We start from the raw sequence: 12811 nt of genomic DNA, 5'->3' as shown, positions 1-12811 counted from the left end.
CATGTGTGGCATCGCGGGCACTTACCGCTGGCCGGACGGGAAGGCGGTGACCGACCGGCTCACCGAAACCCTCGCCCACCGCGGCCCGGACGGGGCGGGCCGGTACGGGCATCCCGTCGGCGACGGCGAGGTGCAGCTGGGGCACCGCCGCCTGGCGATCATCGACCTGTCCGAGACCGGCGCCCAGCCGATGGTCAAGGACGGCCTCGCCCTGACGTACAACGGCGAGCTGTACAACGCGCCCGAGCTCCGCGCCGAGCTGGCCTCCGCCGGCGTGCGCTTCCGCGGCACCTCCGACACGGAGGTGGTGCTTGAGGCGTGGCGGCGCTGGGGCACGGACTGCCTGCCGAGGTTACGGGGCATGTTCGCGTTCGGGATCTTCGACGAGCGGACCGGCGAACTCGTCTTGGTACGCGACCAGTTGGGCATCAAGCCGCTCTTTCTGCTGCGGCGCGGCGAGGGCCTGGCCTTCGCCTCCGAGCTCAAGGCGCTCGCCACCGCGACCGGCGGCACGCTGGAGGTGGACCACGCGGCCCTTGTGGCCTCGCTGCTCTACTACTGGGTGCCGGACTCGCGGTGCGCGTTCCGCGAGGCGGAGAAGCTGCCGCCGGGGAGCTGGCTGCGCTGCCGCCCCGACGGCCGGGTGGAGCGCGGCCGGTTCTGGAGGCTGAAGGACGTCGCGGCCGAGGGCCAGGAGCGGGCCCGCAACGGAGAGCGGCCGGACCTCGCCGCCATCGTGGAGGAGTCGACCCGGCGGCATCTGCTCTCCGACGTACCCGTGGCGACCTTCCTCTCCGGCGGGCTCGACTCCAGCTATCTGACCGCGCTCGCGGCCCGCCACCAGCCCGGCATCTCCGCCTACACGATCGGATTCCGCGCCGAGGACGCCAAGTTCGAGGCGATGCCCGACGACCTGCGCTACGCCCGGCAGGTGGCCGAGCGGTTCGGCGTCGATCTGCACGAGATCGAGATCGCCCCGAACGTGCTCGACCTGCTGCCGCACATGACGTACCACCTGGACGAGCCGATCGGCGACCCCGCCGCGATCAACACCTTCCTGATCTGCGAGGCCGCACGCGAGGCCGGGGTCAAGGTGATGCTCTCGGGGATGGGCGCCGACGAATTGTTCGCCGGGTACCGCAAGCACCTGGCCAACCTGATCGCCCTGCGCTACCAGCGCGTCCCGCGGCCCCTGCGGCGCGGGGTGTCCGCGGCCGTGGACCGGCTGCCGGTCGCGTCGGCCCGCCGGGGCTACCGGTCGGTGCGCTTCGCGAAACGGTTCCTCTCCTTCGCGGAGCTGCCGGAGGAGACCGCGTTCCGGCGCAGCTACACCATGTACGACCAGGAGGAACTGCTCGCCCTGATCGACCCGGACCTGGCCGGGACCGTCGACGACGTACTGACCGAACACGCGGACACGTACGAGGACAACGACCTCGACGACTTCGTCAACCGCATGTGCCTGGGCGATGCCCGGATGTTCCTGCCGGGGCTGAACCTCACGTACACGGACCGCTCCAGCATGGCCGCGTCGACCGAGGTGCGGGTGCCGTACGTGGACGTCGAGGTGGTGAAGGCGGCCTTCGCCTTCCCCGGCGATCGCAAGATCGCCGGGCGGCAGGGCAAGGCCGTCCTCAAGGAGGCGGCCACCTCGGTACTGCCCCGGGAGATCGTCTACCGGCCCAAGGGACTGTTCAGCGCCCCGCTGCGGGCCTGGATGAGCCGGGATCTCGCGCCGCTGGTGCGCGAGGTGATCAACGACGGCGAACTCGTCCGCTCCGGGTTCCTGCGCCGCGACGCGCTGCGCCGGCTCGTCGCCGAGGACGCCGCCGGGCAGCGGGACTTCTCCAAGCATCTGTGGCATGTGCTGACCCTCGAGTACTGGTATCGCGGCGCGACCTCCGGCTCCGGCCGGAGCGCTCGCACATCGGCTTAGGAACAACAGGAGTTCGGGTGAAACAAGTTGTGCAGAACTACAAGAGCGGCGAGCTGGCGGTGCTCGACGTGCCGGAGCCGGCGTGCAAGCCGGGAGGCGTGCTGGTCCGCAGCGCCTACTCGCTGATTTCCACCGGTACCGAGCTCATGAAGGTGTCCGAGGCCGGCATGTCGATGGTGGGCAAGGCCCGCTCCCGCCCCGACCAGGTGGCCAAGGTCATGCAGAGCGTCGCCACCAACGGGGTGCCCGCCACCTACCGCAAGGTGATGGGCAAGCTGGACTCCTATACGCCGCTGGGCTATTCGCTGTGCGGCGTCGTCGAACAGGTCGGCGCCGGCATCGACGACGTGAAGGTCGGCGACCTCGTGGCCTGCGCGGGCAACGAGCACGCGCTGCACGCCGAGCTGAACTGGGTGCCGAAGAACCTCTACACCCCCGTGCCGGACGGCCTCGCACCGAGGCACGCCGCCTTCGGCACCGTCGGGTCGATCGCGCTCCAGGGCGTGCGCCGCGGCGAGCCGCAGCTCGGCGACGTGGCGCTGGTCATCGGCCTCGGGCTGATCGGCCAGTTGGTGGTGCAGCTCCTCACCGCGTCGGGAGTCCGTGTCGTGGGGATGGACCCGGACCCGGTGCGCTGTGAACTCGCCGAGCGGCTCGGCGCCGCGGCCTGCGGCGACCCCGTGTCCGCCGCCGTGGAGGCGGCCGTCGAGGAGCTCACCGACGGCCACGGCGTCGACCAGGTGTACCTGGCCGCGGGCGGCGGCAGCAATCAGCCGGTCGAACTGGCGGCCCAGCTCTGCCGGGACCGCGGCCGGGTCGTCGACATCGGCAAATGCCGACTCGACCTGCCGTGGAACGCGTACTACGAGAAGGAACTCGACGTCCGCTTCTCCCGCTCGTACGGGCCGGGACGGTACGACCCAGAGTACGAGATCGAGGGCCGGGACTATCCGATCGGCTACGTGCGCTGGACCGAGCGCCGCAACCTCGCGTGCTTCCTCGACCTGGTCGCCCGCGGCCGCGTCGACGTGGAGCCCCTGGTCTCCCGCGTCGCCGACTTCGACGACGCCGTCGAGACGTACCAGAGCCTGAAGGACGGCGAACTCAAGGCCGTGGCCGTGCTGTTCCGCTACCCCGAACACGCGGGGAATCCTGGGGACTTGGTCGTGTCCGTGCCCGAGGTGAGCCTGCGGCGGTGCCCGGTGGCCGGGGCAGTCAAGTCGCCGGTGCGCCTGGCGTTCGTCGGCGCGGGCAACTACGCGACGTCGATGCTGCTTCCGCACCTGACCCAGCGCGAGGGCGTCGAGCTGTCCACGGTCGTCACCACGACGGCGCTGTCCGCGGCCAACGCCAAGCGGAAGTTCGGCTTCGCCGCTGCGACCACCGATCTCGACGCCGTGCTCGGCGACAAGTCCGTCGACGCGGTGTTCGTGGTCACCCGGCACAGCTCGCATGCCGAACTGACCCGCAGAGCGCTGCTCGCCGGCAAGGCCGTGTTCGTGGAGAAGCCCCTCGCCCTCACCGAGGACGAGCTGGCCTCCGTACTCGCGGCGGTCGAGGAGTCCGGCAACGACCGGCTGCAGATCGGCTTCAACCGCCGGTTCTCGCCGCTGCTGCGGGAGGCCCGGCAGCGGTTCGGCGCCCTGACCGGCCCGGCCAGCCTGCGCTACCTGGTCAACGCGGGCCGGCTGCAGCACGGCAGCTGGTACCTCCGGCAGAGCACCGAGGGCACGCGGTTCGCCGGCGAGGGCGGGCACTTCATCGACACGGCGAGCTGGCTGCTCGGCTCCGACCCGGTCTCGGCGTACGCGGTCGCCACCCCCGGCAGCGAAGACCTCCAGGTGGTGCTCCGCTACCCGGACGGGTCCACGGCCACCATCAGTTACGTCACCACGGGCGCCCCCGGCTTCCCCAAGGAGACCCTGGATCTCGTCGCGGACGGCAAGGTGCTGCGGCTCGACGACTTCGTCCGTGCCTCCGTGTACGACGGCCGCCGCAAGCGGTGGGTCAGTTCCCGGCTGCCCAAGGCCCGCGACAAGGGCCAGGAGGCCGAGCTGGCCGCGTTCGTCAGGGCCGTGCGGACCGGCGGGCCGATGCCGGTGCCGCTGGAGTCGCTCGTCGCCACCACGGCGGCCACCCTCGCCGTGCGGACCGGTGTGGCCGGCGGCGTGCCCGTGACGCTGGCGAGGCCCGAATGACCATGACTCCCGGCTGGTACGTGCGCCGGCTGTCCCGGATGGGGCCGCGCGAGGTCGGCGGCCGGGTGGGCGACGCCGTGCGCAGACGGCGCTGGCGGGCGGCGCGGCCGCACTGCCCGAGCGTCACCGGAGCCCGGTTCACCGCGGTGCTGCCCGCCGGGACGCTCGCCGCGGTGCCGCCGGACGCCGCGAAGCGGCTCATCGCCGAGGCCGACCGGCTGCTGGCCGGGCACGTCGAGTACTTCGGCGTCGACCGCGACGACCTGGCCGACCCGGACTGGTGGTACGACCCGAAGACCGGGCGCAGGGCCCCGTGGGGCCACGCCTTCGACGTGCCGTACCGCAACGAGGAGGCGGTCGGGGACATCAAGCAGATCTGGGAGCTGTCCCGGCACCAGTACCTCACCGTGCTCGCCGCCGCCTACGCGATCACCGGGAACGAGCGGTACGCCGAGCGCGTGGCCGATCATCTGCGGCTGTGGTGGGCGGCCAACCCGCCGCTGCGCGGCGTGCACTGGATCAGCGGCATCGAGCTGGGCATCCGGCTGCTCTCCTGGGTATGGGTCCGCCGTCTGCTCGACGGCTGGCCGGGTGCCGCCGCCCTCTTCGAGGACAACCCGGTGGCGCTGAACCAGATCTGGCACCACCAGCGCTGGCTCGCCGCCTTCCCCAGCCGGGGCACCTCGGCGAACAACCACGTCATCGCGGAGGCCGCCGGGCAGTTCGCCGCTGCCTGCGCCTTCGGCTGGTTCCCCTCGTCGGCGCGCTGGCGGACCGGTGCGCTGCGCTCCCTGGAACGGCAGCTGCGCGCCAACACCTTCGAATCCGGCCTCAACCGCGAGCTGGCCACCGAGTACCACGGACTCGTCCTCGAACTCGGCCTGGCCGCGGTGGCCGAGGCGGACGCCGCCGGGGTGCCGGTCCCCGCGTCGGTCCGGCTGGTGCTGCTGCGGATGACCGACGCGCTCGCGGCCGTCGTGGACAACCGATTACGGCCGCCGCGCCAGGGCGACGCCGACGACGGACACGGCCTCGTCGTGGACGGCGCGGGCACCGACCGCTGGGGCTCGCTCCTGACCACCGGGGACGCCGTGTTCGGGCGGCTCGCCTGGTGGCCCGCGGTGACCGGCACCGATGTGCGCACCCCGCTCCTCGCCGCGCTCATCAAGCCCGCCGAACTCTCCGTGGCCCGCCCCGCGAGCCGACCGGACCACTTCGCCGACGCGGGCCTGACCATCCTGCGCGGCCCCGAGGAGATCTGGTGCCGCTGCGACGGCGGCCCGCACGGATTCCTCGCCATCGCCGCGCACGCCCACGCGGACGCGCTGTCCGTGGAGGTCCGGCACGACGGGGTCGACGTGCTCGCCGATCCGGGGACGTACTGCTACCACGGGCAGCCCGAGTGGCGGCAGTACTTCCGGTCCACCCTCGGCCACAACACCCTGCAACTGGACGGCGGCGACCAGTCCGCTTCCGGCGGCCCGTTCCTGTGGACCCGGCACGCCCGCAGCCGCGTCCTGGACGCGGACACCTCCGAGGCCGGAGTGGCCCGCTGGTGCGCCGAGCACGACGGCTACCAGCGCTCCGTGCACCGCCGCCGGGTCGAACTGACCGCCCAGACACAGGAGTTGCGCGTCGTCGACGAGGTGCGCGGCCCGGGCGGGGCCGTGTGCCTGGCGTTCCACCTCGGCCCGGCCATCGCCGCGGACCTGGTGGGCAACTGGGCGCTGCTCACCTGGACGCGGGACGGCGAGGACCGCTCCGCGGTGCTCGACCTGCCCGGCCAGCTGTCCTGGCGGGCGCACCGCGGCGAGACCGAACCGCCGCTGGGCTGGTACTCCGCGGGCTTCGGGCGCAAGGAACCCACCACGACGCTGGTCGGCACGGGCTTCGCCGACGGCGTCGAGGGGTTCACGACCGTACTCAGGTTCCGCGGCTAGGGGGGAGACGCGTGGGGAACAAGTGGCGGCACTGGGCAGTGCCGGCGGCACCGCTGGTGCTGATCCTGCTGGCGGCGACCGGCTGTACGAGCACGTCCGACGCCGGGTCCGAGCCGACCGGCGGGCCCGCCGCGTCCAAGGCGCCCGCCGCACCCGTGGCCCGCGTGTGCGCCAAGCCCGCGGCCGGACCCGCGAAGGCGCCGAAGGGCGCGGTCACCGTCGACCCCAAGGTGGTCGGCGACCTGGCGGAGAAGACCAAGAGCAGCCCGCCGGGCACCACGTTCTGGCTGCGACCGGGCAAGCACCGGCTAGAGCCGGACCGCTACGCCCAGGTCGTCGCCAAGAAGGGAAACCGCTACCTCGGCGCGCCGGGCGCGGTGTTCGACGGCGGCAAGAAGAACAACTACGCGTTCAGCGGCAGCGCCCCCGACGTCACCATCCGCCATCTGACCGTGCAGCGCTTCGCCGCGCCGCCGGACGAGGGCGTCGTCAACCACGACATGGCCGACGGCTGGGTGATCGAGCACTCGAAGATCCAGTACAACTCCGGTGCCGGACTGATGGCCGGTGTCCGCCAGCAGGTCCGCGCCAACTGCCTGCGCGACAACGGGCAGTACGGAATGAACGCGTACAAGACCGGCGACACCATCCGAGGTCTTGTGGTCGAGGACAACGAGATCGTCGGCAACAACACCGACGACTGGGAGCGGCGCAAGCCGGGCTGCGGCTGCACCGGAGGCGTCAAGTTCTGGTCCGTCAACGGCGCCGAGGTACGCGGCAATTGGGTGCACGACAACCGCGGCGTCGGCCTGTGGGCGGACAACAACAACAACGACTTCCTGATCGAGGGCAACCTCCTCGAAGCCAACGACGGCGCCGCGCTGATGTATGAGACCAGCTACAACGCGGTCATCCGGAAGAACACGATCCGGCGGAACAACTGGGTCGAGGGCCGCAAGTCCGCCAAGCGCGGCGACAACTTCCCGTACGCCACCGTCTATGTGTCCGAGTCCGGCGGCGAACCACGGATCAAGGCCCGCACCGACAAGATCGAGATCTACCGGAACGTCCTCGAGGACAACTGGAACGGCATCACCCTGTGGGAGAACGCCGACCGGTTCTGCAACAGCCCGGCCAACACCTCCACCGGATACTGCACCCTGCTGGTGAAGGACCTCGACCGCTGCGCGAAGCCGCGCATCGCCTCGGCGCCGCTCTACGCCGACTGCCGGTGGAAGACCCAGCGGGTCGACATCCACGACAACCGCTTCCTGCTGGACCCCTCCGTCGTCAAATGCACCACGCGGTGCGGACGCATGGCGCTGCTCTCCAACTACGGCACCTACCCGAAGTGGTCGCCGTACAAGGGCAAGCGGGTGGCCGAGGCGATCACCCACAAGCAGCGCAACCGCTGGCACGACAACGAGTACCGCGGACCGTGGAGCTTCGTCGCCGTCGACACGGAACAGAGCCTGGACCGCGGGCAGTGGCAGGACGCGCCATACCGGCAGGACAAGGGCAGCACCTTCCGGCCACGGGACGGTGGTTGAGATGGGTACGGAACACACGCCGAAGGCCGTCGGGATCGTCTGGGCGCTCCTCGCCCTCAACACCCTCGGCTCCGCCGGGGCGAAGACGATCATCCCGCTGCCCCGCTCCCTCATCCAGATGGTCACCATGGGCGCTCTGGTCGCCGCGTTCGCGCTGGCGCTCGCGCTCAATCCGCGGCCCCGCATCCGGGCCAGCGCCTTCCTGTTCCTGCTCACGCTGCTGCTCGTGCCGAGCGTGATCTCCAGCGCGAACCTGGAGGTCGGGTTCGGCGCGCTGTTCCGGTGCGCCCGGCTCGCGCTCTTCGTGGGCACGCTGTGGCTGCTCAGCCGCTGGTGGGACGGGAGCCTGACGTTCGTCCGGCACCACATCCGGATCTACTTCGTGGCGCTCGGCACCGCCGCCGCCGGCCTGGCCGTCTCGCCGGGCGCCGCCCTGCCCGAGACATACGGCGGCCGGCTCGTCGGCGCGCTGTGGCCGCTCACCCCGCCGCAGATCGGACAGTACGCCGCGGTGATCATCGGGCTCACCGTGCTGCTCCTCCTGGGCCGCAGGACCACCAAGGGCAGCGCGGCGCTGATCATCGTGCCGTCGCTCGTCCTGCTCGCCCTGACCCACACCAGGACGGCCACCGTCGGCATGCTCATCGGCCTGGTCCTCGCGATCGGTTCGCTCGTCCTGACCAGCGCCGCCGCCCGCCGGTTCTTCGCCTGGGCGGTCCTGGTGACCCTGGTGGCCGCGGTGGGGTTCGCCTCCGCGCTGCAGTCGTGGTTCCTGCGGGGACAGAGCAAGGAGTACTTCACCAGCCTCACCGGCCGCGCCAAGGTCTGGGACGCGCTGCTCGCCGCGCCCCGCAGCACCGCGGAGGAACTGTTCGGCATGGGCCTGGGCGACAAGTCGTTCGGCGGGCTGCCGATCGACAACAGCTGGCTCGCCGTCTACAACGAGCAGGGCCGGATCGGCGTGACCCTCGTGGCGGCCATGGTCATCGTCCTCGCCGGGGTCGCGCTGCTGCGGCCGCCGTCGCTGCCGAGGGCCTGCGCTCTCTTCCTGATCAGCTACGTCGCGATCTCCTCGTACACCGAGGCGGGCCTCGGCGACGCCTCGCCGTATCTCCTGCACCTGGCCCTGGCCGCCTCGCTGCTCGCGACGCCCGCCGCGGTCCCCGCCCTCTCGACGGCCACGCCCGTCCCGACGCCCGCCACCCCCCGACGACGTGTCCCGCGATGGGCCAGGAGGTGATCCCGAGCATGCATGTCCTCGTGGTGCACAACCGCTACTCCTCGTCGCAGCCGAGCGGAGAGAACGTGGTCGTCGACCAGGAGGCCGGGCTGCTGCGCGCGGCCGGCCACCGGGTCGAGATGTTCGAGCGGCGCAGCGACGACATCGCGGGGCGGTCTCTGCCCCGCAAGGCCGCCGTGCCGCTCCTCGTGCCGTGGAACCCGGCCGTCCGCAAGGAGCTCGCCGCGCGGCTGCGGGCCGACCGGCCGGACGTGGTGCACATCCACAACGTCTTCCCGCTCCTGTCGCCCGCGGTCCTCGCCGCCTGCGCCGACGAGGGCGTACCCGCCGTCGCCACGCTGCACAACTACACCCAGGTCTGCCCGCCCGGCACGCTGCACCGGGACGGCAGGGCGTGCACCGAATGCGTCGGCTCGAAGGCGTCGCTGCCAGCCGTCCGGCACGGCTGCTACCGGAACTCCCGTCTTGCGACCGTGCCGCTCGCGGTCAGCCAGACGGTCAACCGGCGGCGCTGGTGGTCCGGGGTGGAGCGGTTCTTCTGCATCTCCGGGGCGCAGCGCGACGTCCTGGTGCGGTCCGGCATGCCGCCCGAGCGGCTGGTGGTGAAGCACAACTTCGTGCCCGAGCCGGGGGTTGCTCGCGTCGGCACCGGGGAGCAGCTGCTGTTCCTCGGCCGGCTCGCGGAGGCCAAGGGGCTGCGGCTGCTCATGGCCGCGTGGGACGTGGTCGCCGCGGACGGCGGCTTGGGCGTGCCGCTCGTGCTCGCCGGGGCGGGGCCGCTGGAGTCGGAGGTGGCCGCCTGGGCCGCGGGCCGCGACGACGTGCGCCACGTCGGCCTGCTCGATCCGGCCGAGGTCCGGCAGGCGGTGGCGCGGTCGGTCGCCGTGGTGGCTCCGTCGATGGCCTTGGAGACGTTCGGGCTGGTGGTCGCGGAGGCGATGGCGGCGGGCGTCCCGTCCGTCGCAGCGGGGCACGGCGCCTTCGTCGAACTCGTCGAGGACGAGGTGACGGGGCTGCTGCACCGGCCCGGCGACCACGCCTCGCTCGCCTCGTGCCTGCGCCGGATCACGACCGATCCGGCCCGCAACGCGGAGCTGGGCCGTGCGGCCCGACGCCGCTACGAGCAGAACTTCAGCCCGGTCGTCGGGCTGCGGCGCCTGGAGGACGAGTACCGCAGGGTGATCGCGGACCGGGCGGAATCAACGGAATCAATGGGGGGCAGTAGATGACACGATGCCGACTCTGCGGCTCGGCGGCGCTGGCGAGCGTCGTCGATCTGGGGGCGACGCCGCCGTGCGAGAGCTTTCTCGCCGCGGACCAACTGGACAAGCCGGAGCCTGCCTACCCGCTGCACCTGCGGGTCTGCACCGACTGCTGGCTGGCCCAGATCCCGCCGCTGATCACGCCGGAGGAGACGTTCACGCAGTACGCGTACTTCTCGTCGTACTCGACCTCCTGGGTGGAGCACGCGCGGACGTTCGTCGCCGACGCCGTGCAGCGGGCGGGGCTCGACCGTAAGGACAGAGAAGCCTTCGTGGTGGAGGTCGCGAGCAACGACGGGTACCTGCTGAAGCACGTGGTGGACCGGGGGATCCGCTGCCTGGGCATCGAACCGTCGGTGAACGTCGGCGCCGCGGCGCGCGACGCGGGCGTGCCCACGCTCACGGAGTTCCTCGACCCGGCCACCGGCATCGACGTCCGCGCCGAACACGGCCCGGCGGACCTGGTCGTGGCCAACAACGTGTACGCGCACATCCCGGACGTGGTCGGCTTCACGCAGGGGCTGCGCGCCCTGGTCGCCGACGACGGCTGGGTCTCCATCGAGGTGCAGCACCTGCTGACCCTGATCGAGGAGAACCAGTACGACACGATCTACCACGAGCACTTCCAGTACTACACGGTAGCCTCCGCGATCCGGGCGCTCGAAAGCGGCGGACTCGCCCTCGTGGACGTCGAGTTGCTGCCCACGCACGGCGGCTCCATCCGGCTCTGGGCCAGGCCCGCCGAGGTGGCCGGCGAACCGTCCCGGCAGGTGGCCGACGTACTGGAACGGGAAAAGGCCGCAGGTCTCGGCGAGTTGACCGGGTACGCCGAGTTCTCCGCCCGTGTCGCCAAGGTGCGCAGGGACCTCCTCACGTTCCTGATCGGGGCGGCCGAGCGCGGCGAGACGGTCGTCGGCTACGGAGCGCCGGGCAAGGGCAACACCCTGCTCAACCACTGCGGCATCCGGCCCGACCTGCTCGCGTACACCGTCGACCGCAACCCCTACAAGCACGGCCGGTACACGCCGGGCACCCGCATCCCGATCCTGCCGCCCGAGCAGATCGCCGCCGACCGGCCGGACTACGTCCTCGTCCTGCCGTGGAACCTGCGGGACGAGCTGGTCGAGCAGCTGTCCTTCGTCCACGAATGGGGCGGCCGGCTGGTCTTCCCCATCCCGGAACTGAGCATCGTCGAGGTCGCGTCGAGAAAGGTCACAGCATGAAGGTCGTCCTGTTCTGCGGCGGCTACGGGATGCGCATGCGCAGCGGAGCCGCAGACGATGTGCCCAAGCCGATGGCGATGGTCGGACCCCGGCCGCTGATCTGGCACGTCATGCGCTACTACGCGCACTACGGGCACACGGAGTTCATCCTCTGCCTCGGCTACGGGGCCCACCACATCAAGGACTTCTTCCTCCACTACGAGGAGACGACGTCCAACGACTTCGTGCTGCGCGGCGGCCGGACCGAGCTGCTCTCCACCGACATCTCGGACTGGACGATCACCTTCGCGCAGACCGGCATCGAGTCGCCGATCGGGGAACGCCTGCGCCGGGTGCGGCACCACCTGGACGGCGACGAGATGTTCCTCGCCAACTACGCCGACGTGCTCACCGACGCCCCGCTGCCGGAGATGATCGACCGGTTCGCAGGGCGCGATGCCGGCGCGTCGATGATGGTGGTGCCGCCGCAGTCCTCCTTCCACTGTGTGGACCTTGGTGAGGACGGCCTGGTGGGCGGCATCACCGCGGTCAGCGACATGCCGCTGTGGGAGAACGGCGGCTACTTCGTGCTCCGCCAGGAGGTCTTCGACCACATCCCGGAGAACGGGGACCTGGTCGCCGACGGATGCGCCCAACTGGCCAAGCAGGGACGCCTGGTGGCGCACCAGCACCGCGGTTTCTGGAAGCCGACCGACACCGTGAAGGAACGGGCCGCGCTGGACGCCGCCTACGCCAGGGGCGAGCGGCCGTGGGCCGTATGGGAACGGGACGCCGCCGGAGCGAGGGCGTGATCCGCCTCGGGGCCGGACCCCCGGACCGGATCGCCGGGATCGTCGCGGTGGGCGCGCACTGCGACGACATCGCCATCGGTGCGGGCGGCACGCTCCTCACGCTGTGCCGCGCGCGGCCCGGTCTCCGGGTCGACGCGCTGGTGCTCTCCGGCGGCGGCACGGAGCGCGAGCAGGAGGAGCAGGCGGCGCTCGCCGCCTGCTGCCCGGACGCCGATCTGCGCCTCACCGTGCTCAAGCTGCCGGACGGCCGGATGCCCGTGCACTGGGACGAGGCCAAGGCGGCCGTCGAGGAACTGCGCGGGCGGACCGAGCCGGATCTCGTCCTCGCCCCGCGCACCGACGACGCGCACCAGGACCACCGGAGCCTGGCGCGGCTGATGCCCACCGCGTTCCGCGACCACATGGTCCTCGGCTACGAGATCGTCAAATGGGACGGCGACCTCGGCCGCCCGGCGGCGTACCAGCCGTTGTCGTCCGAGATCGCCGAGGACAAGATCCGGCTGCTCCAGGAGCACTACCCGTCGCAGCGGCACCGGCCCTGGTACGACCGGGAGGCCTTCCTCGGCCTCGCCCGCATCCGCGGCATCGAATGCCACGCGCGCTACGCCGAGGCGTTCGCCGTCACCAAACTCACGCTCGATCTGGGCACCTTCAACCAGGGGGAATGAACC

9 protein-coding genes are annotated in these 12811 nt (G+C 71.6%); all 9 read left to right on the top strand.

Going from position 1 to position 12811, the window contains the following annotated elements:
- The first annotated feature begins 1 nt into the window (after position 1).
- From asnB to ACIBKX_RS24970, 9 genes are read left to right on the top strand one after another with little or no spacing between them, the layout of a single operon-like run.
- Positions 2–1936 carry an asparagine synthase (glutamine-hydrolyzing) gene (gene asnB / locus ACIBKX_RS25010; protein WP_363273107.1) on the top strand — a complete coding sequence of 645 codons (1935 nt, stop codon included), beginning with the start codon at positions 2–4 and terminating at the stop codon, positions 1934–1936.
- A gap of 17 nt (positions 1937–1953) precedes the next feature.
- Complete coding sequence (locus tag ACIBKX_RS25005; RefSeq protein WP_363273105.1) at positions 1954–4134, top strand: bi-domain-containing oxidoreductase; 2181 nt, start codon at positions 1954–1956, stop codon at positions 4132–4134.
- Positions 4131–6074, top strand: coding sequence for an alginate lyase family protein (locus tag ACIBKX_RS25000; RefSeq protein ID WP_363273104.1), 1944 nt, complete (start codon positions 4131–4133; stop codon positions 6072–6074). The genes ACIBKX_RS25005 and ACIBKX_RS25000 overlap by 4 nt, the downstream gene beginning before the upstream one ends.
- A gap of 11 nt (positions 6075–6085) precedes the next feature.
- Entirely contained in the window at positions 6086–7624 is a 1539-nt protein-coding gene (locus tag ACIBKX_RS24995) for a right-handed parallel beta-helix repeat-containing protein (protein ID WP_363273103.1), read from the top strand.
- Position 7625: 1 nt separating this feature from the next.
- Positions 7626–8864 (top strand): O-antigen ligase domain-containing protein, encoded by a 1239-nt coding sequence (locus ACIBKX_RS24990; protein WP_363273102.1) that lies wholly within the window; start codon positions 7626–7628, stop codon positions 8862–8864.
- Between the two features lie 8 nt (positions 8865–8872).
- Positions 8873–10093 carry a glycosyltransferase family 4 protein gene (locus ACIBKX_RS24985; protein WP_363273100.1) on the top strand — a complete coding sequence of 407 codons (1221 nt, stop codon included), beginning with the start codon at positions 8873–8875 and terminating at the stop codon, positions 10091–10093.
- Positions 10090–11349 carry a class I SAM-dependent methyltransferase gene (locus ACIBKX_RS24980; protein WP_363273099.1) on the top strand — a complete coding sequence of 420 codons (1260 nt, stop codon included), beginning with the start codon at positions 10090–10092 and terminating at the stop codon, positions 11347–11349. Before ACIBKX_RS24985 ends, ACIBKX_RS24980 begins: the two co-directional genes overlap by 4 nt.
- The gene (locus ACIBKX_RS24975) at positions 11346–12140 is read left to right on the top strand and encodes a glucose-1-phosphate cytidylyltransferase (protein WP_363273098.1); all 795 of its coding nucleotides are present in this window, start codon (positions 11346–11348) and stop codon (positions 12138–12140) included. The genes ACIBKX_RS24980 and ACIBKX_RS24975 overlap by 4 nt, the downstream gene beginning before the upstream one ends.
- Positions 12137–12808, top strand: a complete 672-nt coding sequence (locus ACIBKX_RS24970) for a PIG-L deacetylase family protein (RefSeq protein ID WP_363273096.1) — start codon at positions 12137–12139, stop codon at positions 12806–12808. Before ACIBKX_RS24975 ends, ACIBKX_RS24970 begins: the two co-directional genes overlap by 4 nt.
- The last annotated feature ends 3 nt before the right edge of the window (positions 12809–12811 follow it).

Origin of the sequence: Streptomyces sp. NPDC050658 (genome assembly GCF_044457025.1) — a bacterium.
Lineage (GTDB): Bacteria > Actinomycetota > Actinomycetes > Streptomycetales > Streptomycetaceae > Streptomyces.
Note: the sequence above shows the minus strand (reverse complement) of the source record. Positions and strands in the feature narration are given on the sequence as shown.

What these genes read in the sequence shown, in the direction of transcription:
- asnB (WP_363273107.1), top strand. Translation starts at nt 2, where the DNA reads ATGTGTGGCATCGCGGGCACTTACCGCTGGCCGGACGGGAAGGCGGTG.
- ACIBKX_RS25000 (WP_363273104.1), top strand. Translation starts at nt 4,131, where the DNA reads ATGACCATGACTCCCGGCTGGTACGTGCGCCGGCTGTCCCGGATGGGG.
- ACIBKX_RS24990 (WP_363273102.1), top strand. Translation starts at nt 7,626, where the DNA reads ATGGGTACGGAACACACGCCGAAGGCCGTCGGGATCGTCTGGGCGCTC.
- ACIBKX_RS24985 (WP_363273100.1), top strand. Translation starts at nt 8,873, where the DNA reads ATGCATGTCCTCGTGGTGCACAACCGCTACTCCTCGTCGCAGCCGAGC.
- ACIBKX_RS24980 (WP_363273099.1), top strand. Translation starts at nt 10,090, where the DNA reads ATGACACGATGCCGACTCTGCGGCTCGGCGGCGCTGGCGAGCGTCGTC.
- ACIBKX_RS24975 (WP_363273098.1), top strand. Translation starts at nt 11,346, where the DNA reads ATGAAGGTCGTCCTGTTCTGCGGCGGCTACGGGATGCGCATGCGCAGC.